General features: G+C 72.2%; 21 protein-coding genes. 5 read left to right on the plus strand and 16 right to left on the minus strand.

Features of this window, described 5'->3' with window-relative positions:
- Positions 1 to 78: 78 nt before the first annotated feature.
- On the plus strand, positions 79 to 1062 hold the full coding sequence (locus V3N99_03725) for a hypothetical protein (protein MEO3935849.1): 984 nt from the start codon (positions 79 to 81) through the stop codon (positions 1060 to 1062).
- Here the strand turns inward: V3N99_03725 and V3N99_03730 are convergent.
- Positions 1032 to 1706 (minus strand): TetR family transcriptional regulator, encoded by a 675-nt coding sequence (locus V3N99_03730; GenBank protein MEO3935850.1) that lies wholly within the window; start codon positions 1704 to 1706, stop codon positions 1032 to 1034. The two genes, V3N99_03725 and V3N99_03730, sit on opposite strands and share 31 nt — an antisense overlap.
- Before the next feature lie 101 nt (positions 1707 to 1807).
- Here V3N99_03730 and V3N99_03735 point away from each other — a divergent pair, with 101 nt between their 5' ends.
- Entirely contained in the window at positions 1808 to 2353 is a 546-nt protein-coding gene (locus V3N99_03735; GenBank protein ID MEO3935851.1) for an NADPH-dependent FMN reductase, read from the plus strand.
- Between the two features lie 38 nt (positions 2354 to 2391).
- Here V3N99_03735 and V3N99_03740 read toward each other — a convergent pair whose 3' ends face one another.
- Positions 2392 to 3327 carry a 2-hydroxyacid dehydrogenase gene (locus V3N99_03740; GenBank protein ID MEO3935852.1) on the minus strand — a complete coding sequence of 312 codons (936 nt, stop codon included), beginning with the start codon at positions 3325 to 3327 and terminating at the stop codon, positions 2392 to 2394.
- A gap of 94 nt (positions 3328 to 3421) precedes the next feature.
- Between V3N99_03740 and V3N99_03745 the strand changes: the two genes are divergently transcribed.
- Positions 3422 to 3970 carry a DUF937 domain-containing protein gene (locus tag V3N99_03745; protein MEO3935853.1) on the plus strand — a complete coding sequence of 183 codons (549 nt, stop codon included), beginning with the start codon at positions 3422 to 3424 and terminating at the stop codon, positions 3968 to 3970.
- A gap of 3 nt (positions 3971 to 3973) precedes the next feature.
- Here V3N99_03745 and gatB read toward each other — a convergent pair whose 3' ends face one another.
- The 7 genes from gatB to ligA form a co-directional block, all read right to left on the minus strand.
- A complete protein-coding gene (gatB, locus tag V3N99_03750; GenBank protein ID MEO3935854.1) occupies positions 3974 to 5530 on the minus strand; it encodes an Asp-tRNA(Asn)/Glu-tRNA(Gln) amidotransferase subunit GatB in 1557 nt (518 codons plus the stop codon).
- Complete coding sequence (gene gatA, locus V3N99_03755) at positions 5527 to 7047, minus strand: Asp-tRNA(Asn)/Glu-tRNA(Gln) amidotransferase subunit GatA (GenBank protein MEO3935855.1); 1521 nt, start codon at positions 7045 to 7047, stop codon at positions 5527 to 5529. The genes gatB and gatA overlap by 4 nt, the downstream gene beginning before the upstream one ends.
- 54 nt (positions 7048 to 7101) lie before the next feature.
- Positions 7102 to 7395 (minus strand): Asp-tRNA(Asn)/Glu-tRNA(Gln) amidotransferase subunit GatC, encoded by a 294-nt coding sequence (gene gatC / locus V3N99_03760; protein ID MEO3935856.1) that lies wholly within the window; start codon positions 7393 to 7395, stop codon positions 7102 to 7104.
- A 61-nt stretch (positions 7396 to 7456) separates the two neighbouring features.
- Positions 7457 to 8557, minus strand: coding sequence for a DUF4232 domain-containing protein (locus V3N99_03765; GenBank protein ID MEO3935857.1), 1101 nt, complete (start codon positions 8555 to 8557; stop codon positions 7457 to 7459).
- Positions 8558 to 8823: 266 nt separating this feature from the next.
- Complete coding sequence (locus V3N99_03770) at positions 8824 to 10407, minus strand: IS1182 family transposase (GenBank protein MEO3935858.1); 1584 nt, start codon at positions 10405 to 10407, stop codon at positions 8824 to 8826.
- A 51-nt stretch (positions 10408 to 10458) separates the two neighbouring features.
- Positions 10459 to 10911, minus strand: a complete 453-nt coding sequence (locus V3N99_03775) for a SigE family RNA polymerase sigma factor (protein ID MEO3935859.1) — start codon at positions 10909 to 10911, stop codon at positions 10459 to 10461.
- 166 nt (positions 10912 to 11077) lie between these two features.
- On the minus strand, positions 11078 to 13216 hold the full coding sequence (ligA, locus tag V3N99_03780; GenBank protein ID MEO3935860.1) for an NAD-dependent DNA ligase LigA: 2139 nt from the start codon (positions 13214 to 13216) through the stop codon (positions 11078 to 11080).
- Positions 13217 to 13402: 186 nt separating this feature from the next.
- On the opposite strand from ligA, the gene V3N99_03785 reads away from it, so the two are divergent.
- On the plus strand, positions 13403 to 14656 hold the full coding sequence (locus tag V3N99_03785) for an Ig-like domain-containing protein (GenBank protein MEO3935861.1): 1254 nt from the start codon (positions 13403 to 13405) through the stop codon (positions 14654 to 14656).
- A gap of 46 nt (positions 14657 to 14702) precedes the next feature.
- Here the strand turns inward: V3N99_03785 and V3N99_03790 are convergent, their stop codons facing one another.
- From V3N99_03790 to V3N99_03815, 6 genes are all read right to left on the minus strand, one after another.
- Positions 14703 to 15758, minus strand: a complete 1056-nt coding sequence (locus V3N99_03790; GenBank protein MEO3935862.1) for a methionine synthase — start codon at positions 15756 to 15758, stop codon at positions 14703 to 14705.
- A 44-nt stretch (positions 15759 to 15802) separates the two neighbouring features.
- Entirely contained in the window at positions 15803 to 16009 is a 207-nt protein-coding gene (locus V3N99_03795; GenBank protein MEO3935863.1) for a DUF2945 domain-containing protein, read from the minus strand.
- 66 nt (positions 16010 to 16075) lie between these two features.
- A complete protein-coding gene (locus V3N99_03800; GenBank protein ID MEO3935864.1) occupies positions 16076 to 16444 on the minus strand; it encodes an MmcQ/YjbR family DNA-binding protein in 369 nt (122 codons plus the stop codon).
- A 142-nt stretch (positions 16445 to 16586) separates the two neighbouring features.
- Positions 16587 to 17090 (minus strand): PPOX class F420-dependent oxidoreductase, encoded by a 504-nt coding sequence (locus V3N99_03805; protein ID MEO3935865.1) that lies wholly within the window; start codon positions 17088 to 17090, stop codon positions 16587 to 16589.
- Positions 17091 to 17125: 35 nt separating this feature from the next.
- Positions 17126 to 18205, minus strand: a complete 1080-nt coding sequence (gene mnmA / locus V3N99_03810; GenBank protein ID MEO3935866.1) for a tRNA 2-thiouridine(34) synthase MnmA — start codon at positions 18203 to 18205, stop codon at positions 17126 to 17128.
- Positions 18205 to 19389: a cysteine desulfurase family protein gene (locus tag V3N99_03815; GenBank protein ID MEO3935867.1), complete on the minus strand. Its 1185-nt coding sequence runs from the start codon at positions 19387 to 19389 to the stop codon at positions 18205 to 18207. Before V3N99_03815 ends, mnmA begins: the two co-directional genes overlap by 1 nt.
- Positions 19390 to 19687: 298 nt before the next feature.
- Here V3N99_03815 and V3N99_03820 point away from each other — a divergent pair, with 298 nt between their 5' ends.
- Positions 19688 to 19855 carry a hypothetical protein gene (locus V3N99_03820; protein MEO3935868.1) on the plus strand — a complete coding sequence of 56 codons (168 nt, stop codon included), beginning with the start codon at positions 19688 to 19690 and terminating at the stop codon, positions 19853 to 19855.
- A 9-nt stretch (positions 19856 to 19864) separates the two neighbouring features.
- Here V3N99_03820 and V3N99_03825 read toward each other — a convergent pair whose 3' ends face one another.
- Positions 19865 to 20371: a GNAT family protein gene (locus tag V3N99_03825; GenBank protein MEO3935869.1), complete on the minus strand. Its 507-nt coding sequence runs from the start codon at positions 20369 to 20371 to the stop codon at positions 19865 to 19867.
- Positions 20372 to 20431: the final 60 nt, after the last annotated feature.

The raw sequence follows: 20431 nt of genomic DNA on the forward strand, positions 1-20431 counted from the left end.
CCCGGGCGAGATCGCCTGCACGTGGCGCGAGGAGCCACCGGGGTGGCGACCGCCCGACCCCTGACCCGAGAATGAGTGATGGACGATTCAACGACGACCCATCCCCTCTTCTCCCGCCGCACCGCCCTGACCTCGGCCGTGGCCCTCGCGGCGGCCGGCCTGACCCTCGGGGCCGCTGCTCCCGCCCAGGCCCGCACGACCGCCCGCACCGAGGTCGCCCTCCCCGACGGCATCCAGCCCGAGGGCATCACCTCCGGCCCCGGCGCCGTCTTCTTCGTCGGCTCCCTGAACGACGGACGCATCGTCACGGGTGACCTGCTGCGCGGCACCACCCGGGTGCTGCTGCCCGGCGCGGCCGGCCGCTCGCTGCGCGGCCTCTTCTTCGACGCGCGCACCGGCATCGTCTGGGCCGTCGGCAGCCTCGGCGCAGAGGCCCACGTCTGGGCGGTCGGCTCCGCGTCGGGTCGCGTGATCCAGGACACCGTCGTGCCCGGGGGGCTGTTCCTCAACGACCTCGTCGTCGACGGGGACACGGTCTGGGTCACCGACTCCTCCGTGGACCGCCTGACGAAGATCGCCCTCACGGCCGGCGGGCGACCGACCGGCGCCGCTGCGCAGTTCCTGCCCCTGAGCGGCCAGTGGCCCACGGTCAACGGGAGCGCGATCAACGCCAACGGGATCCGCACCCTCCCGGGCAACGGGCTGGTCCTCAACAACAGCTCGGTGGGCGGCCTGTGGAGCGTCAACCCGAGCACCGGCCGCACGACGCAGATCCCAATCACCGGGACCCCGGCCGTGGTGTCGGGTGACGGCCTCGAGCGGCGCGGCACGACCTTGTGGGTCGTGCGCGGCGATGGCACCTCCTCCGTCACCCAGGTCGCGCTCGCCCGCACCGCCAGCGGGTGGACCGGCCGGGTCGAGGCCCGCCTCGCCTCGGACGGCCTCGACGTCCCCTCGACGGCCACCCTGGGCGGCGGCGCGCTGTATGCGGTCAACGCCCGGTTCGGCACGCCTTCACCCGCGACGGCGACCTACTCGGCCACCCGCCTCGAGCTCGCCTGACCGGCCGGCGCCCCGCCTCGGGCGGGGCGCCGGACCACCCGGTCCAACAGGTCGACCCAGCCGTCGAGGACACGGTCGACCGGAAAGTGCTCGACCTGCACCTGCTGGCGCAGGACGGGCAGCTCGAGCGGAGCGAGGAGGGCGATGGCGAGCAGGGGCAGGTCGCCGTCCACCTCGAGCGCCGTGAGCAGCATCCGCACGTGCATCATCGTGAAGGAGCGGGCAGGCAGACCCCGGTCGCTGCTGGCGCCGGCGGCCTCGATGAGCTCGGCCTGGGCCAGCGTCGACTCCAGGCGAGACCGGGCGAAGGCGACGAGCCGGTCGTAGGCTGCCGCGCCCGGCCCGAGCGGCGGTGGCCCGCTGATGACGCTGGCCTGCCAGGCCGCCTCGGCTGAGTCGAGCAGCGCCCCCATCAGGCCCTCGCGGGAGTGGAACCGGCGAAAGACGGTGCCCTTGCCGACGCCCGCGGCCTGCGCGACCGCGTCCATGGTCACGTGTCCCACCCCGTGACAGGCCACGAGGGCCTGCGCCGCCTCGAGCAGGGCCTCGCGGTTGCGGGCCGCATCCGCCCGCACGGGCTCGCCCGCGCCGCCGACGGGCACGGCCGAGCCGGCCATCGGGAGCAGTCGCACTGGAGTCGGCATGGTGGGACGAGTCTAGGCGGGCCCCCACCGTGGGGAATGTAAACGGACCGCAGTCCGTTTGAACCCACGACCTCCCTTCCCCCTTCACCAGGAGCCTCACCATGAGCCAGACCATCGCCGTCCTCGTCGGCAGCCTCCGCGCCGACTCCGTCAACCGCCTCGTCGCCGAGAGCCTGCGCGACCACGCCCCCGAGGGCGTCGTCCTCGACCTCGTCGAGGGCCTGGCCGACGTCCCCTTCTACAACGAGGACCTCGACAGCGGATCGGCCCCCGCCCCGGCCGTCGCCCTGCGCGAGCGCGTCGCCGCTGCCGACAAGATCCTCGTGGTCACCCCGGAGTACAACGGCACCATGCCGGCCGTGCTCAACAACGCCATCGACTGGCTGTCGCGGCCGTACGGCGCCGGAGCGATCGTCGGCAAGCCCCTGGGTGTCGTGGGCACCACGCCCACGCCCTACGGCGGCAAGTGGTCGCACGACGACACGGCCCGCTCCGCGCGGATCGCCGGTGCCGTCGTCGTCGAGGACGTGACCCTGTCGCAGCCCGGCATCGAGGTCGACGTGCTCACCGACCCCGCGGTCCAGCAGAGGTTCCGGGCAGCGGTCCAGACACTGGCCGACTTCGCCGCGCCCGCTGTGGCCGCCTGACCGAGCCACCTCGGTCTCAGGGCGTGTCCGGGTCCACGTCACGGCCCGGCGACGACGTGCTGCACGGGCTGGCCCGCGGCATACCGGCGCAGCTGCTCCCTGACCAGCGCCCGGGCGCGCGGCAGGAACGCGGTGCTCGCGCCGCCCACGTGCGGTGAGACGAGCACGCCGGGGGCCGACCACAGCGGGTGGTCGGCCGGCAGGGGCTCGGGATCCGTCACGTCGAGGGCGAAGCGCAGGCGCCCGGTGGCCGCCGCGGCCACGATGGCGTCGGTGTCGGCGACCTTGCCGCGGGACATGTTGACCAGGAGCGACCCGTCGGGCATGGCCCCGAGGAAGGCTGCGTCGACCAGCCCCGCGGTCGACGCCGTGAGCGGCACGATCACGACCACGACCTCGTGGTGGGGCAGCAGGTCGGGCAGCTCGTCGAGACCGTGCACGGCGGTGACCAGCTCGTCGCCGGCGCGGGCCCGACTCGCGACCGCGGTCACCTCGACCTCGAACGGGAGCAGGCGCCGCACGATGGCGCGCCCGACGTTGCCGTAGCCGACGACCAGCACCCGCTTGTCGGCGAGCGCGGGCCACCGCTGGGTCGCGAGCCACTCGCCACGCCCCTGGGCCTGCACGAACTGCGGTAGGCCGCGAAGCGCGGCGAGCGTGAGGGCCAGGGTGAGCTCGGCCGTCGAGGCGTCGTGCACCCCGACGGCGTTGGCCAGCCGCACGCCCTGCGGCAGGTGCGGGACGACGTGGTCGTAGCCCGCCGTGAGCACCTGCACGAGCCGCAGGGACGGGAGGTCGCTCAGGAGTGACAGCTGCAGCTGCTGGTCGAGGTAGGGAGGGACGACGACCTCGATCTCGTCGGCACGAGGGTGCGGCCCGTGCAGGTCCCAGGGCACGACCTCGAGCTGGTCCACCCCGCCCACGTCACCGAGGGGGCCGATCGCATCGATCCACTCCTGGTCGGGCAAGGTCATCAGGCTCACCCGATGAACCTATCCCTGCTGGAGGTGAGGGGCGCTACGCTCCCCGAGCCGACGCTACGGGTCGGCCCGACGAAGGAGTCACGACGTGTCACAGATCGACGACCTCATGGCCCAGCTGCCCCTCGACCAGATCGCGGCGCGACTCGGCGTGGACCGCACCCAGGCCGAAGCGGCGACGCGCAACGCGCTCCCGGCCCTGCTCGGGGGGCTCCACGCCAACGCGCAGGACCCGGCCGGCGAGGCGTCGCTCACCGGGGCCCTCGCGCAGCACGATGGCAGCCTGCTCGGCTCCGACCTCGACGCCGTCGACGTGGGTGACGGGAGCAAGATCGTGGGCAACATCTTCGGGGGCCAGACCGACCAGGTCGTCAGCCGGCTGAGCGCGGTGAGCGGGGCCGACGGGCACGAGGGACCCGCCGTCGTGCAGCAGCTGCTACCGCTGCTCGCGCCCTACGTCATGGCCTACCTGGCCAAGCGGCTCGGGGTCGGCGGTGGGCTCGGCGGCATCCTGGGAAACATCCTCGGCGGGGCAACCGCTGGGAGCAGCACCTCGGGGAGCGGGTCGTCCGGAGCGCCGGGTGGCGTCCTCGGTGACATCCTCGGCGGCCTGCTGGGCGGTGGCCGGCGCGCCTGAGGCTCAGCCCTGCCCGAGCTTCGACATTATCATCTCGCGGGCCTTCGCGGCGTCGGCCTGACCCTTCATCTGCTTCATGACCTGGCCGATGAGGGCGCCGGCGGCCGCCACCTTCCCTTCACGCACCTTGTCGGCGACGGCCGCGTTGGCCGCGATGACCACGTCGACGGCCGCCTCGAGCGCGCCGTCGTCCTGCACGAGCGCGAGACCGCGCGCGTCGGCCACCGTGGTGGGCGAGCCCTCGCCGTCGAGGACGCCGTCCATGACCTGGCGGGCCAGCTGGTCGTTGAGCCGCCCACCCGTGACGAGCGCCTCGAGCTCGGCGACGCGGGCCGGGGTCAGACCGACCTCCGCGGCATACGACACCACGTCCTGCGCCTGCGCGTTGGCGCGCCGCGACGGCTCGGCCATCCACCACTTGCGCGCGCCCGCTGGCGACCCCCCGGCCGCGATGGTCGCCTCGATGAGCTCGACCACGCCGGCGTTCTGCACGTCGCGCATCTCGAGGTCGGAGTAGCCCCAGTCCCCCTGCAGTCGCTTGCGGCGATCCGACGGCGGCTCGGGCAGGGTCGCCCGCAGGGCCTCGACCAGCTCGCGCGACGGTGCCACGGGGACGAGGTCGGGCTCGGGGAAGTAGCGGTAGTCCTCGGCGTCGGACTTCTCGCGGCCGCTGGTCGTCAGGCCGGTGTCCTCGTGCCAGTGGCGGGTCTCCTGCAGGATGGAGCCACCGCCGCTGAGGATGGCGCCGTGGCGCATCATCTCGTGGCGCACCGCCCGCTCGACCGAGCGGAACGAGTTGACGTTCTTGGTCTCGGTGCGCGTGCCGAGCCGCACCTCGTCCTGGTCCTGACCCTCCGCGGCGAGCGGGCGCAGGGAGACGTTGACGTCGGCGCGCATCGAGCCCTGCTCCATCTTGACGTCGGAGACGTCGAGCGCCTTGAGCAGGTCACGCAGCGCCGTGACGTAGGCGCGGGCCACCTCGGGCGCCCGCTGCCCCGCCCCGGTGATGGGCTTCGTGACGATCTCGATGAGGGGGATGCCCGCGCGGTTGTAGTCGACGAGGGAGTGGTCGGCGCCCTGGATGCGCCCGGTCGCACCACCGACGTGCAGCGACTTGCCGGTGTCCTCCTCCATGTGGGCGCGCTCGATCAGCACCCGGAAGGTCGTGCCGTCGTCGAGGTCGACGTCGAGGTAGCCCTCGAAGGCGATCGGCTCGTCGTACTGCGACGTCTGGAAGTTCTTCGGCATGTCGGGGTAGAAGTAGTTCTTGCGGGCGAAGCGGCACCAGGTGGCGATCTCGCAGTTGAGCGCGAGCCCGATGCGAATGGCCGACTCGACGCCGATCTCGTTGACCACCGGCAGCGCGCCGGGCAGGCCGAGGCAGACGGGACACGTCTGGGTGTTGGGCTGACCACCGAAGGTGGTCGAGCACCCGCAGAACATCTTGGTCGCGGTGCCGAGCTCGACGTGCACCTCGAGGCCCATCACGGGGTCGAAGACGGCCAGCACCTCGTCGTAGCCCATGAGGGTCTCGGGCTCACGCGTCGCGTGGGTGGTCATCGCAGCTCTCCTTCGGTCAGCTCGGGGGCCCGGGTGAGCAGGGGTGCCCCCCACTGCGCGACGAGGGCGGCCTCGAGGGCGGCTCCCACGGCATACAGGCGGTCGTCCTGGGTGGCCGGGGCGAGGATCTGGATGCCCGTGGGCAGACCGTCCTCGTCGGCCAGGCCGCTGGGCAGCGACATGCCCGGCACCCCAGCGAGGTTGGCCGGGATCGTCGCGACGTCACCGCGGTACATCGCCATCGGGTCGTCGAGCTTCTCCCCGAGCTTGAACGCCGTGGTCGGGGCGGTCGGCGAGAGCAGCACGTCGGCGGTGGCGAAGGCGCGTGCGAAGTCGTCGGCGATGAGGCGGCGCACCTTCTGAGCCTGTCCGTAGTAGGCGGCGTAGTAGCCCGACGAGAGGGCGTAGGTGCCGAGGATGATGCGGCGCTTGACCTCGTCGCCGAAGCCGGCGTCGCGGCTCGCGGCCATGACCTGCTCGGCGCTGGGGGCGTCGACCCCCGCGGGCGGCACGCGCAGGCCGTAGCGCATGGCGTCGAACTTGGCGAGGTTGCTCGAGGCCTCGCTGGGCAGGATGAGGTAGTAGGTGGCCAGCGCGTAGTCGAAGCTCGGGCAGTCGACCTCGACGACCGTCGCGCCGCGGTCGACGAGCAGGGCGACGGCCTCGTCGAACCGGGTCTGCACCCCCGCCTGGTAGCCCTCGCCGGTCAGCTGCTTGATGACGCCGACGATCATGCCGGAGACGTCGGCCCGGCGCGCCGCCTCGACGACGGCGGGCACGGGCGCGTCGATCGAGGTCGAGTCGAGCGGGTCGTGACCGGCTATCACCGCGTGCAGCAGGGCGGTGTCGAGCACCGAGCGCGCGCAGGGCCCGGCCTGGTCGAGGCTGGAGGCCAGGGCCACGAGGCCGTAGCGCGAGACGCCGCCGTAGGTCGGCTTGGTGCCGACCGTGCCGGTGAGGGCGGCCGGCTGGCGGATGGAGCCGCCGGTGTCGGTGCCGATGGCCAGCGGGGCCTGGAAGGAGGCGACGACGCTCGAGCTGCCACCGCCCGAGCCGCCGGGGATGCGCTCGAGGTCCCAGGGGTTGCGGCTCGGGCCGTAGGCCGAGTGCTCGGTCGAGGAGCCCATCGCGAACTCGTCGAGGTTGGTCTTGCCGAGGATCGGCATGCCCGCCTCGCGCAGCCTGGTCACCACGGTGGCGTCGTAGGGCGGGATCCAGCCCTCAAGGATGCGGCTGCCGGCGGTGGTGGGCAGGCCGATCGTCGTGAGGATGTCCTTGACCGCGATCGGCACGCCGGCGAGCACGTGGAGGTCGTCACCGGCCGCGCGCCGCTCGTCGACGGCGCGGGCCTGGGCCAGCGCACCCTCGTGGTCGACGTGCAGGTAGGAGTGCACGAGGCCGTCGACGGCATCGGTGCGGTCGAGGTGGGCCTGGGTCAGCTCGACCGAGCTGACCTCCTTGGTGGACAGGAGGCTCGCCATCTCGGCGGCGCTGCGGCGGGTGAGATCGGTCGTCATCAAGGAGCCTTCGTCTTGGCCTTCGTCGTGAACAGCGGGAGGAAGCTGAGGAGGTCAGTCCTCGTCGAGGATGCGCGGCACCGAGAAGCGCTGCTGCTCCTGGGCGGGGGCACCGGAGAGGGCCTGCGCCGACGTGAGGCTGGGGCGGCGCACGTCGGGGCGCGTCACGTTGGTCAGCGGCAGCGGGTGCGACATCGGCTCGACCCCCTGCGTGGGCGCCTGCTGCACCAGGGCCACGGAGTCGAGGATGACGCCGAGCTCGCCGAGCATCTTGTCCTGCTCGGCGTCGCTCAGGTCGATGCGGGCCAGGGACGCCAGGTGGGCCACGTCGTCACGGGTGAGTGCCATGAGGGGCAGTCTAGGAGGTCGGGGACCACCCCCTCCGCGCCCGCCCTGCGCGAGGCTGGGGCTACGGGCGAGGGAAGGCTGCCCGCTGCGTGGCGACGAAGGGTGAGATCTCGACGACCTGTCCGGGGTCGTCGGCGCCGCCCTGGCAGTACGAGAGGGTAGCCCCCCCTTCAGCCCCTACCGCGCGATCGGTCAGCGGCTGACGCTGATCTGGCAGGCCGACACGGATGGTCGTCGTGTCGCTGAGGTGGCCGGTGTCGCAGCGGTACTTGGCGAGGAGGAAGTAGCCGATCCCACCCGGCTCGAGGATCACCGCCGCCGGGGGGTCGCTGCTGACGTACTGGGCGCCCGTGCTCGTGTTGTACCGGAGGGCCAAACGGTGTCCGGAGCCGTCGTAGAGGCCGAGCGATGGGTAGCCGAGCAGCAGGCAGGACGTCGGGCCGATGTTGGTGAGCGCATACATCAGGGGGTTCTCGCCGGTCTGGGCGGTCACGTCCTCGCCGTGGCCGAGCGAGAGGTCCGCTGTCGAGCAGCGGGGGGGCAGTGGCCCGCCCGAGCCCCCACCCGCCGGTGGGGTTGCGGTGGTGGGCGCATCGGCCGCGATCACCTGGAGGCGGCCGAGGCTGGCGCTCGGGCAGGGTGTCGCCCCCAAGCACGACCAGGAGACGGCGAGGAGGGTGCGAGCCCCCGGCTCGTTCGGGTTCCAGCTGGCGGTGACCCGCCTGCTCAGGAGGTCGGAGTAGAAGACGCCTCGCCCGGCGGCGTTGACCGCAAGGCGCCCTCCGGCGGCGCAGTCGCCCCGGAACACGATTGTGACGGGATCACCCACCGGAGCCAAGACGGTCACGGTGGCCGCGAAGGGCAGCGACCGCGGGGCTGCTCCGCGAACCGTGTACTCGACAGTGGGCGGGGTCACGCACGACACGGGGCTGGTGGTCCCCGCCACGCCGCGGCCCTGCTGCGGGTGGAACGAGCCGGTCGTCGTCACCACCACGGCGAGCACCAGGACCGCTGCGGCCGTGCTGCCGCTCGCGACCCAGCGCCGCACCGAGATCCGACGGCGTCCGGCGGCGCGGACGGTGGCCTCGTCGAGCGACATCGCGGGGACCGCCGTCGCCGCCCGTGCCCGCAGCTCGCGGATGAGGTCCTGGTCACTGGTCATCGTCGCCTCCTGGATCTGTTCGGCCGGGCCGGGGCGCGTCGGGCAGCTCGGTGCGCAGCCGCGCTAGGACCCTGCTGAACAAGGCTCGTTCGTGGGTCGCGGTCGTCATTCAGGGGACGGCAGGGTGCCGACTGGGGCGCTCAGGGCACCCCGGAGGGCTTGTTCCTCGCGAGACCAGAATGATGTTCCGGTTGGTGTGAGGGAGTGCGGGGCCTGTGTGGGGCCTGCAGGGGTGGTGGACGGGGGGTTCTGCCTCGTTCGTGGGCTCAGGCCAGGACCCAGGCTCCGTCGGTGCGGGTCAGGCCGAGGTTGAGCAGCCGGCGTAGGTTCAGGGCGGCGCTGCGGGTATGGAGCCAGGCGTTGTTCTTCCGCACGCCGCGGTAGCGGACCCGGCGGTTCCTCCCGGCCACGAGCCACGAGATCGAGCGTTCCACCATCGGTCGGTGCTGGCGGTAGTCCGCTTGCCAGGCCGGGTCCTTCGCGCGCTGACGATGCTCGCGCAGCAGCGTGTGATGCCGGTGCAGCTGCAGGATCCGGCCCCGCTTCGCGGTGGTGCACCGGGCCCGCAGCGGACAGCCGACGCACCCGATTCCGAAGGTGACGGTCCGGCTCTTGCTGATGGGGCGGGTCAGGCCGTTGGGGCAGGTCGCGGTGCCGGCCTGCTCGTCGACGGTGAAGTCGTCCTGGGTGAACCCGCCTTCGACGGCGGGCTTGAGGGGGCCGGGTTTGACCAGCGGACGCCGCCGCGCCGCGGTGATCTTCTCCAGCGCGTCACCGGTGGCGTAGGCGCTGTCCCCCAGGACGTCGACGACCTGCCCGTCGGGGAGATCGGCCGCCGCGGGCAGGGTGTCGTCCGCGTCCATCAGCCGCATCCCGGTCGCCCCGTCCGGCGCGAGCGGGCCCGCGCCCTTGGTCAGCTCGCACGCGGTCGTGATCCCGGTCTCGGGCTCGACCGCGATGTGCGCCTTGAAGCCGTCCTGACGCCGGTGCACCGTCTTGTGGATGTGCCGGGCCTCGGGGTCGACGATGCTGATGACCCGATCGGGGGCGACCTTCCGCGCGATCCGCCACCGGCCGTCGGTCCCGTCCGACCCGGGCGCAGGTTCGACGTCCTGCCCCGCGATCAACGCCAGCAACGCGACCGCCTCCGCGCCGACCTCGTCGAGGTCCCACCCGGACACGACCTCCAGCAGCGCGAGGGCGTCACGCACCAACGCGTCGACCAGCACCGCCCGCGCCTCGCGGTCGTCCCAGGCGATCTGGGGCTTACCCGGGTCGTCGTAGTCATGCGCGCAGCACACCGTCGCGACGACCTCGCCCGCGCCGGGGACCTGCCGGACGACCTTACGGATCACCGCGACCAGCTGCGTCACGGTGTCCTGCGTCGCGACCGCATCATCCAACGCGGTCGAGTCCAGGGCCCGCCGGTTCTTCCCCGTCAACACCCCCGTCTCGGCGACCACCACCTTGACCGCGTCGAAGATCCGATGCGGCGCCGCGCTCCCCGCCAACCGCTTCCGCCAGTACGTCAACGTCGACGGGTCGAACCCGCCATGCCCGACCGGCAGGCCACACGCGACCTTCCACCGCAGATCCGTACGCAACGCCGCCATCGCCTCCCGGTCCGAGAGCCCATGCAACGACTGCAACACCATCACCGACGCCGCGACATCCGCCGGCACCGACGGGCGACCCAACCGGGTCGGGAACAGATCAGCGAACATCACCTCCGGGAACAACACCCGCCGCTGCTGCGCCAACAACCCGAACACACTGCCCTTGTCGATCAGATGCCCCGCGACCGACTCAGCATCCAACAGCTCACGCGCATCCAGCGGACGACCCTGCATCCACACATGATCCCAACCCCCGACCAGCGCGACCAGGACGACACGCCTTATTCAGCAGCGTCCTAGAGCACGCGAGGCCGTGGACTTCACTGTCCCGACCGAGATCCCGAGGTCGGCTGCGACCTGGGTCTCGGACAGGTCGAGCACGTAACGCAGCACCACTACCTTGCGCTGGCGGGCCGTCAGGAGGCTCAGTGCGCGGGAGAGCTGGTCGCGATGTTCCACACCGTCGTGAACCGCGCGCCCTCGCTCAGGCAGACGCTCGGGAGACATCAGGACCTCACGTCGGCGTCGTCGCCAGGTGTCGGTGCGCAGGTTGACCAGCACCCGGCGGGTGCAGGCGACCGGGTCGCGCTGGGCGCGGGGCCACGCGGCATAGGTGCGGACGAGCGCCTGCTGGGTCAGCTCTTCGGCCCGGTGCGCGTCACCCACCAGGAGCCACGCCGTGCGCAGGAGCTCGGCCTGGCTCCGGGCCATGAACTCCGCGAAGCCGTCGTCACGCATGGCCCTCGAGGCAGCCGGGACGACGTCGCCCAGCTCTCCGGTGGATGCGCGGACCTCCGGCTCCCCCGTCACCGCACCCGCTCTCATCACCCTCACACCCGCTAGAACGCAGCAGCCTGACCGGAGGTTGCCTCCGGCCTCCACCTCGCCGCACCCGGCGGCGAGGTCAGTCGGGCGACCCCGTCTCGAGCAGCCGGCGGAAGCCGGCCTCGTCGAGCACGGTCAGCCCGAGCTCCACCGCCTTGTCGGCCTTCGTGCCGGCGTTCTCGCCCACGACGACGTAGTCGGTCTTCTTCGACACCGACCCCGACGCCTTGCCTCCGCGCACGAGGATCGCCTCCTTGGCCTCGTCGCGCGAGAAGCCGGGCAGCGACCCGGTGACGACGACGGTCAGACCCTCGAGCGTGCGGGGCACGGAGGCGTCGCGCTGGTCGGCCATGACCACGCCGTCACGCTGCCATCGGTCGACGATGGCCGCGTGCCACGGCTCCGCGAACCACGCCACCAGCGCCTCGGCGATGACCGACCCCACGCCGTCGACGCCCGCGAGGGTCTCTGGCCGCGCGGCGATCGCCTCGCGCAGGGCGTCCATGGTGCCGAACTCCTGCGCCAGCGCGCGGGCCGCGCTCGGGCCGACGTGCCGGACCGACAGGGCGACGAGCACCCGCCACAGCGGCTGCGTGCGCGCCTGCTCGAGGTTGGCGACGAAGCGCTGGCCGTTGGCCGACAGCACCCGCCCGTCGACCACCGCATCGGGTGGGTCGGTCTTCTTCGCCGCCCGCGTGTAGAGGGGCACGCGACGCAGGTCGTCCTGGGTGAGGCCGAAGAGATCACCCTCGTCGGTCACGACGCCGGCCTCGAGCAGCGCGACTGCCCCCTCCCAGCCGAACACCTCGATGTCGAAGGCGCCACGGCCGGCGAGGCCGGCGAGCCGCTCGCGCAGCTGTGACGGGCAGGTGCGGGCGTTGGGGCAGCGGATGTCCTTGTCGCCCTCCTTCTCGTGGGCGAGCAGGGTGCCGCACGACGGGCAGTGGGTCGGCATGACGAACGCGCGCTCGGTGCCGTCGCGCAGGTCGACGACCGGCCCGAGGATCTCGGGGATGACGTCGCCCGCCTTCCGCAGCACGACCATGTCGCCGATGAGCACGCCCTTGCGGTGCACCTCGTCGGCGTTGTGCAGCGTCGCCCGCTCCACCGTCGAGCCGGCCACCAGCACGGGCTCCATGACCCCGAACGGCGTCACCCGGCCGGTGCGACCCACCCCCACCGGGATGTCGAGCAGCCGGGTGTTGACCTCCTCCGGTGCGTACTTGTAGGCGATCGCCCAGCGCGGCGCTCGCGAGGTGGAGCCGAGGCGACGCTGCAGCGCGACCTCGTCGACCTTGACCACCACCCCGTCGAGCTCGTGCTCGACGTCGTGCCGGTGCACCCCCACCTGCTCGATGAACTCCAGCACCTGCTCGACCGTGTCGACCACGCGGTAGTGGGTCGAGATCGGCAGCCCCCACTCGCGGAAGAGGTCGTAGGCCTCGCTCTGCCGGGTGAGCTCCAGCCCCTCGCGCAGCCCGATGCCGTGCACGAGCATGCGCAGGCGACGCTGCGCCGTCACCCGCGGGTCCTTCTGACGCAGTGAGCCGGCGGCGGTGTTGCGGGGGTTGGCGTAGGGCGCCTTGCCCGCGTCGACGAGAGCGGCATTGAGGTCACCGAAGGCCTCGGTCGGGAAGTAGACCTCGCCGCGGATCTCGACCCGGCTCGGGTGGCCGGTGCCCGCGAGCCGGTGCGGGATGCCCTCGATGGTGCGCACGTTGAGCGTGACGTCCTCACCGGTGCGCCCGTCACCGCGGGTGAGCGCCCGGGTGAGCCGACCGTCCTCATAGAGCAGGTTGACCGCCAGCCCGTCGATCTTGAGCTCGCACAGGTAGTGCGGCTCGGTGTGCGCGTCGCGCACCACGCGGGCCACCCACTCGCGCAGCTCGTCGCCGCTGAAGCAGTTGTCGAGGCTCAGCATCCGCTCGAGGTGGTCAGCCGCCTGGAAGTCCGTGGAGAAGGCGGCCCCGCCGACCGACTGCGTCGGACTGTCAGGGGTGCGCAGGGTGGGATGCTCGGTCTCGAGCTCACCGAGGCGACGCATCAGGGCGTCGTAGTCCCCGTCGCTGATGGTCGGGCGGTCCTGCACGTGGTAGGCGAACTGGTGGGCTCGGGCCTGCTCGGCCAGCTCGGTCCACTCACGGAGCGCCGCCCGTGCCGGCTGGTCCTCCTGCGCGGTCTGCTCGTTCGTCGGGTTCGTGAGGTTGCTCGGGGCCACGACGACATCCTGCCCGAGCCCACCGACACTCGTCGCGGGCCCGGAAGAACTCTGCTAAGAGTTCTACCCAAAACGGACACGCCGCGTCCTGTCAGATTTGGGAATCGTGCCGGGCGGGCACACACTGTTGGCATGGGTGCCCACTCGCCCACACCCCACACCAGGTCGCCTCGGGAGTCGCCCCACATGCCACCCACCGGTCTCCGTCGTCGGATCGCCGTCACCGGCATGTCGCTGGGCGTGGTCGCCTCACTGGCCGCCTGCTCGACCGTGTCGTCGTCCACCGCGGCCGGCGCACCCACCGGGACCGCCGGCGGCACGCCCACCAGCAGCGCGTCCCCGAGCACCACCGCGACGAAAGCGCTGAGCCCGGCGGTCGTGCTGACGCCCAGCGTCGGCTCGGGGGACACCGGTGTCGCGGTCGACACCGTCGTGAAGGTCGCCGCCTCGCAGGGCACGGTGGCCGACGTGAAGATGACCTACCAGGACACCAGGACCGGGGCGACGGTGCCGGTGCAGGGCACCCTCGACCCGGCCGGTGCGTCGTGGACCGCCGCCAGCCTGCTCGAGCCCGGCTCCACCTACGCGCTGGCGATGACCGGCAAGAACGTCGACGGCGTCACCACCACGACGCAGTCCTCCTTCACCACGAAGAACCTGTCGCTCAAGGAGCAGATCTTCCCCACCATCGTCGGCGGCGGCACGGTGGGCATCGCGATGCCCGTCATCGTGCGCTTCGACGTGCCGGTCACCGACCGCGCCTCGATCGAGCGCCACCTCAAGGTCACGTCCTCGCCGAGCCAGCCCGGCACCTGGAGCTGGCTGTCCAACAACGAGGTCCACTACCGCCCGCCCGCCTACTGGAAGCCGGGCACGGAGGTCACGGTCGACGTCGACATCAACAGCGTGCCCGCCGGCAACGGCACCTACGGCCAGAAGTCGGTCTCGGGCGGATTCACCGTCGGTCGGTCCGTCGTCATGAAGGCCGACCTCGCCAGTGACCAGATGAGCGTCGCGATCGACGGCAAGGTCGCCCGCACCATCCCGGTCACTGGCGGCAAGGCGGGCTTCCTCTCACGCAGCGGCACCAAGGTCATCATGGAGAAGTTCTCCTCGCTGCACATGGACGCCAACACCGTCGGTATCGAGCCGGGCGACCCGAACTACTACGACATCCCCGAGGTGAGGTACGCGATGCGCGAGACCAACTCGGGCGAGTTCCTCCACGCCGCACCCTGGTCGGTTGGCAGCCAGGGCACGGCCAACGTCAGCCACGGCTGCGTCGGCATGAGCACGGACAACGCCGGCTGGCTCTTCGGCCAGGTCAAGGTCGGTGACCCGGTCGTCGTCAGCGGCACCACGCGCACCCTCGAGCCGGGCAACGGCTGGACCGACTGGAACGTGTCCTACGCGCAGTACGAGAAGGGCTCCGCCCTCTGACCCGGCCGCCTCGCGTGGGCTGGGTGCGCTCAGTGGGCTGGGCAGGTCAGTCGACGGCCCGCTCGGTGAGCTCGGTGGCCGTCTCGACGGTCAGACGGTGAGTCCGGCGAGCCGCCTCGGGGGTCAGGGTGCCCAACCCGCACGACGGGGTGACCACAACCCAGCCCAGTGAGGCGAGCGGCAGGTCGAGGCGGTCCCACTGCGCCACCAACGTGTCGGCCACCTCACGCGGCGCGGTGCGTGCCGAGGTGGCGGGGTCGGTCGCGACGCACCCCGCATACAGCGGCAGGCCCTCGTCGACGGCGACGGCGACCCCCTCCCACCCCCGGGGGCCGAGCTGGGCGGTGTCGACGGCGAGACCGGCGCCGGTCTCGCGCAGGAGCGACAGGGGTGCGCCGGGTGCGCAGCAGTGCACGAGGCAGTCCCGCCCCCCTGCCGCCCCGAGCACCTCCCGCAGCGCTGTGAGGGCATCGGTCGGGTCGATGACCCGCACCCGGCCGTAGCCCGAGGCGGTCGGGAGCAGCCCCTCGAGCACGGCGGGCAGCGACGGCTCGTCGAGCTGCAGCACGAGCTGCGCCCCGGGCACCAGCCGCTGGACGGTGGCCAGGTGGGCCCGCACCCCCTCAGTGAGCGACTCGACCAGATAGCGCATCGCGCCCTCGTCGACCAGCACCCGCTCACCGCGCGGCAGCCAGATGCTGGCCGCGAGGCTCCACGGCCCCGCCATCTGCAGCTTCAGCCGTCCCGTCCACCCGTCGTAGGCCTCGGCGAGCTCGTCGAGGTCTTGCGACATCAGCGAGGTCGTGCGGCCCGCGTCGCGGCCCGGGTGGTCCACCAGGCGCCACCCTGAGGGCTGCAGGTCGACCGGCAGGTCGACGAGCAGGCCGGCCCCCCGGCCCACGAGGTCGGCCCCGGGCCCGCGCTGCGGCAGCTCCGGCAGGTAGGGCAGCCCGTGCACGTCGGGGGCAGGCCCGTCGTCGACGGCGAGCGCTCCGGCGGTCTCGCTGGCCGAGCCGAGTGATCCGAGGCTGTCCCTGACCAGCCGCAGGACCTCACGGATGTCGGTGCCGGGCCAGGATCCGATACCACTCGCCGTCGTCACCCCGCGACCCTACCCGGAGGGTCGGCCCGTAGTCAGACCAGCAGTCAGGCCCGCGTCAGGCTCGACTGCTTGTGGGCTGCGCGCGACCCACTCGTGCTCGACTCGACGATCCAGTAGGGGTCGTCGTCGGTCGGCCGGAAGTGCTGGCCGTCGAAGGTGAAGTCGCTCGTACGCCTCTCCACCGTCTTGCCGTGGGTGGTGCCCTGAGGTGTGTTCCAGGACACCGACGTGCCCTTGCGGATCGCGGTCATGGACGGGGGTGTACCCGCTGCGGCGACGCCCCAAAATCCCACGCCGCCGCACCGGGACAGCCCGGGTCAGCGCTGGCCGTCGTAGGCCCTGACCAGGCGAGGTCCGGCCACGGCGCGCCACGCCTCGTCGACGAGCTGCTCGACGCGGTCCCACTCGGGGTCGCGGTCGAGCCACATGCCGATCCACCCCCTGGCACCGACGTAGGGAGGTCGGAAGAACAGGTGCGGGTCGTCCTCGAGCAGGTGACGCTGCACACCGTCCTGGGCGGCCACCCAGCAGGCGATGCGGTCGTCGTGGTGGTGGTGGGCCAAGGCGGCGAACATCCGCTTCTCACCCACGAACCACGAGGGGACCCCGTGGCTGGTGCGCTCGACGGTGCGGGGGAAGGCCAGGCACAGCTTGCGCATCGACCTCACCAGCTCGGGCTCGCGCATGTCGGACCGATCGTCCACGTCCTCTACCCACCTGTCCGCGCCGACTCGCCCCGAGACCCCGAGACCCCAAGACCCCAAGACCCGATGAGGCACCCTACTCCCGCTCCCCCACCCTCAGAAGCACACGGACGGGCTGATCCCGTCAGTCGGGCCGGTGGCCCTCGGGGTCCCCGCTGCCCCCGGTGCTGCCGCCACGACTCGGCGGGAAACCCCCGGTGGCCACCGGACCCCACCGCTGCGGTGTGACGCGGATGAGGCACTTGCCCTGTCGGAGCATCGCCTGCCGGTAGTCGTCCCAGTCGGGGTGCTCGCCCGAGATGGCCCTGAAGTAGTCGACCAGGGGCTCCAGCGCGTCAGGCAGGTCGATCACCTCGACCGCACCGTCGAGCTGCACCCACGCTCCGTCGAAGTCGTCGGACAGCACGAGCACGCTGGCCCGCGCATCACGCCTGGCGTTGCGCACCTTCGCCCGCTCGGGATAGCTCGAGACGACGATACGGCCCTGCTGGTCGACCCCGGCCGACACCGGTGAGCTCTGGGGCGAGCCGTCCCGGCGGAAGGTCGTGAGGATCACACGGTGACGAGGCCGCACGAAGGCGAGCAGCGCCTCGAGGTCGACGTCGGTGGTGCTGGCGGTCTGCGGCATACCAGCACGGTATGCGAGGCGCGCCGCAGGCGCGGTCAGGCGCGGCCGGTCGAGGTGATCGTCGCCGAGCCGAGCACGCGCGTGCCGTCGTAGAGGACCACCGACTGGCCCGGCGCGACACCCCGCACCTGCTGGGTCAGGCGCACGTGGACGCTGTCGCCTCGGGCCCAGGCGGTCGCCGGCACCTCCTCGCCGTGGGCCCGCAGCTGGGCACCGACCTCGACCACCCCGTCGGGCGCCGGGCCGCACCACCGGGCGTGTCCACCCTCGACGACGTCGACGCCCAGCAGGTCGGCGGTGCCGATGACCACGGTGTTGGTGGGGGCCTCGACGCGCACGACGAACCGCGGGTCGCCGTCGAGGCTGCTGCGCTCCAGCCCGAGACCACGACGCTGCCCGACGGTGAAGCCGTAGGCGCCGGAGTGCTGCCCGACGACCTGGCCGTCGCTGTCGACGAGATCGCCCGGCTGCTCACCCAGCCGGCGCGTCAGCCAGCCCCGGGTGTCGCCGTCGGGGATGAAGCAGATGTCGTGGCTGTCGGGCTTGCGGGAGACCGCGAACCCGCGGCCGGCGGCCTCCTCGCGCACCTGGATCTTGAGGGTGTCGCCGAGCGGGAAGAAGGCGCGGGCGAGCTGGTCGGCGTCGAGGACCCCCAGCACGTAGGACTGGTCCTTGCCCGGGTCGATGGCCCGGTGCAGCTCACGGGCGCCGTGCGGGCGCTCGACCACCTGGGCGTAGTGACCGGTGGCCACCGCGTCGAAACCGAGGGCCACGGCCTTGTCGAGGAGCGCGGCGAACTTGATCTTCTCGTTGCACCGCAGGCAGGGGTTGGGGGTGCGACCCGCTGCGTACTCCTGCGTGAAGTCGTCGATGACGTCGCGGCGGAACCGGTCACTCATGTCCCACACGTAGAAGGGGATGCCGAGCACGTCGGCGACCCGGCGGGCGTCTCCGGCGTCCTCGATGGTGCAGCACCCGCGCGCACCCTCGCGCAGTCTCGCGGCGTTCTGGCTGAGGGCGAGGTGCACGCCCACGACCTCGTGGCCCGCCTCGAGCATCCGCGCTGCGGCCACGGCCGAGTCGACCCCACCGCTCATCGCGGCGACGACCCGCATCAGCGTGCGCCCGCAGCCCGACGGGCCCGCTCGACGGCGCCGGGCAGGGCAGCCAGGAAGGCGTCGACATCGGCCTCGACGGTGGTGTGACCGAGCGTCACCCGCAGCGCCCCTCGCGCCTCGTCCTCCGACAGACCCATCGCGAGCAGCACGTGGCTCGGCTGGGGAACGCCGGCCTGGCACGCTGAGCCGGTGGAGCACTCGACGCCGGCGGCGTCGAGCAGGTAGAGCAGCGAGTCCCCCTCGCACCCGGGCACCAGCAGGTGAGCGTTGCCGGGCAGCCGACGCGTGTGGTCGCCCGGGGCCCAGTACCCACCCGGGCGGATCCCTCCGCCGAGGGCCATGGCACTCTCGAGCAGCCGGTCGCGCAAGGCGGTCAGCCGCTTGGCCTCCACCTCTCGATCGGCGACGGTCTCGCCGATCGCCACAGCGAAGGAACGGATGGCGGCGACGTCGAGGGTGCCGCTGCGCACGCCGCGCTCCTGGCCCCCACCGTGGCTGAGGGGCACGAGCGCCGCGTCGCGCTTGCAGACGAGGGCGCCCACGCCCACGGGGCCACCCAGCTTGTGCGCGCTCACCGCGACGAGGTCGACACCCGAGGCCGCGACGTCGACCGGCAGGTGGCCGACGGCCTGCACGGCGTCGCTGTGCAGGGGGATGCCGTGCTCGTGCGCGACCTGGCCGATGGCCTCGACGTCCTGCACGGTGCCGACCTCGTTGTTGGCCCACATCACGGTCACGAGGGCCACCGACGACGGGTCGCTCTCGACCGCACGCCGGACGGCTTCGGGGGTCACCACCCCGTCGGCATCCGGGGCGACCCAGGTGACCTGCGCGCCCTCGTGCTCGACGAGGAAGTCGACGGTGTCGAGGACCGCGTGGTGCTCGACCGCACTCGCCACGACGCGCGAGCGCCGAGCGTCGGCGTCGCGTCGCGCGGTGAGGGTGCCCCACAGGGCGAGGTTGTCGGCCTCGGTGCCGCCGGAGGTGAAGACCACCTCGGAAGGACGAGCGCCCAGCGCCGCCGCCACCTGCTCGCGCGACTCCTCCACGACACGCCTGGCGGCTCGACCCGACGTGTGCAGCGACGACGCGTTGCCCGTGCGGGCCAGGACCTCGCTCATCGCCGCGACCGACGACGGACGCATGGGCGTGGTCGCGGCGTGGTCGAGGTAGTGGGGCACGGGACCAGTCTAGGTTTCGTCGGCGCGGGCCTGCGTCGCAGCACGACGGGGGTGGTCATTCGTGCGGTTCGACCTCCGTGTCCTCCGAACGGCCGATGCACACCTAGCCGATCATCGGGAACTTGGACAAAAGATACCGATGGCGCCTCAGGGTCTTCTCAGCAAAGATTCATGGGAGAGGTGCGGCGCCTGCACTGACCACGACGGCCACTGGCCGGCGACGCCCCTCCTGCCTCCCCCACTCCCCCACACGAGCAGATCGCCTTGCGGTCGGCTCGCTTCGAAAGGTGACGACCCCATGCGCAGCACCCGGATTGCACCGACCCCCACTCGGACCCTCCTGCTCGCCGCCCGTGCCCGCCAGAAGCAGACGAACATCCGCCCGACCCACGGCACCACCGGCTGCCGCGACGTGTCGATGTACCGTCCCTCCAGCACCATGGTCCAGACCCAGATGCCCTGGTAACCACGCCGATCAGGGCCGGTCGTCACCGGCCAGCAACGCCATCTCGTGGACGTCGAACCACCGCCCGTCGCGTCGACCGGCGTCTCGGCGCACTCCCTCGAGGCGGAAGCCGCACCGTCGGTAGACCGTGAGGGCGGCGAGGTTGTCGGCATTGACCTCGAGGGCCAGTCGGTGCAGCCCCAGCGCGCCGAGCGCGAAGTCTCGGACCAGCTGCGTGGCCTGCGTGCCGTAGCCCCGGCCGAACACGGTCGGCCCACTGAGGGCGATGCGGAAGGTCATGGCCTCGACCTCCTCGTCGAGGTCCATCAGGACGACCTCGCCGATGACGGCGGCGTCGACGACGCGCACGACGGCCCAGTCGGCGCGGTCCTCGCGGGTGGCCGCCTTGGCCAGCCCGGCCCGCAGCTGCTCACGGGCGAACTGGTGCATCGTGCCGCTGCCCACCCGCACGTCCTCGTCGAGGAACATCGGCCACAGCCCGTCGAGGTGCTGGACCCCCATGGGTTCGAGACGCACCAGGTCACCCTCCAGGACGGGCTGGTCGGTGAGCAGAAAAGGATCGAACACAGGGTGCAG

The sequence above is a fragment of the Dermatophilaceae bacterium Soc4.6 genome (assembly GCA_039889245.1).
Lineage (GTDB): Bacteria > Actinomycetota > Actinomycetes > Actinomycetales > Dermatophilaceae > Lapillicoccus.

Coding starts and splice junctions, on each gene's coding strand:
- V3N99_03725 (MEO3935849.1), top strand. CDS start 79: ATGGACGATTCAACGACGACCCATCCCCTCTTCTCCCGCCGCACCGCC.
- V3N99_03730 (MEO3935850.1), bottom strand. CDS start 1,706: ATGCCGACTCCAGTGCGACTGCTCCCGATGGCCGGCTCGGCCGTGCCC.
- V3N99_03735 (MEO3935851.1), top strand. CDS start 1,808: ATGAGCCAGACCATCGCCGTCCTCGTCGGCAGCCTCCGCGCCGACTCC.
- V3N99_03740 (MEO3935852.1), bottom strand. CDS start 3,327: ATGACCTTGCCCGACCAGGAGTGGATCGATGCGATCGGCCCCCTCGGT.
- gatB (MEO3935854.1), bottom strand. CDS start 5,530: ATGACCACCCACGCGACGCGTGAGCCCGAGACCCTCATGGGCTACGAC.
- gatA (MEO3935855.1), bottom strand. CDS start 7,047: ATGACGACCGATCTCACCCGCCGCAGCGCCGCCGAGATGGCGAGCCTC.
- gatC (MEO3935856.1), bottom strand. CDS start 7,395: ATGGCACTCACCCGTGACGACGTGGCCCACCTGGCGTCCCTGGCCCGC.
- V3N99_03765 (MEO3935857.1), bottom strand. CDS start 8,557: ATGACCAGTGACCAGGACCTCATCCGCGAGCTGCGGGCACGGGCGGCG.
- V3N99_03770 (MEO3935858.1), bottom strand. CDS start 10,407: ATGCAGGGTCGTCCGCTGGATGCGCGTGAGCTGTTGGATGCTGAGTCG.
- V3N99_03775 (MEO3935859.1), bottom strand. CDS start 10,911: ATGCGTGACGACGGCTTCGCGGAGTTCATGGCCCGGAGCCAGGCCGAG.
- V3N99_03785 (MEO3935861.1), top strand. CDS start 13,403: ATGCCACCCACCGGTCTCCGTCGTCGGATCGCCGTCACCGGCATGTCG.
- V3N99_03795 (MEO3935863.1), bottom strand. CDS start 16,009: ATGACCGCGATCCGCAAGGGCACGTCGGTGTCCTGGAACACACCTCAG.
- V3N99_03800 (MEO3935864.1), bottom strand. CDS start 16,444: ATGCGCGAGCCCGAGCTGGTGAGGTCGATGCGCAAGCTGTGCCTGGCC.
- V3N99_03805 (MEO3935865.1), bottom strand. CDS start 17,090: ATGCCGCAGACCGCCAGCACCACCGACGTCGACCTCGAGGCGCTGCTC.
- mnmA (MEO3935866.1), bottom strand. CDS start 18,205: ATGCGGGTCGTCGCCGCGATGAGCGGTGGGGTCGACTCGGCCGTGGCC.
- V3N99_03820 (MEO3935868.1), top strand. CDS start 19,688: ATGCGCAGCACCCGGATTGCACCGACCCCCACTCGGACCCTCCTGCTC.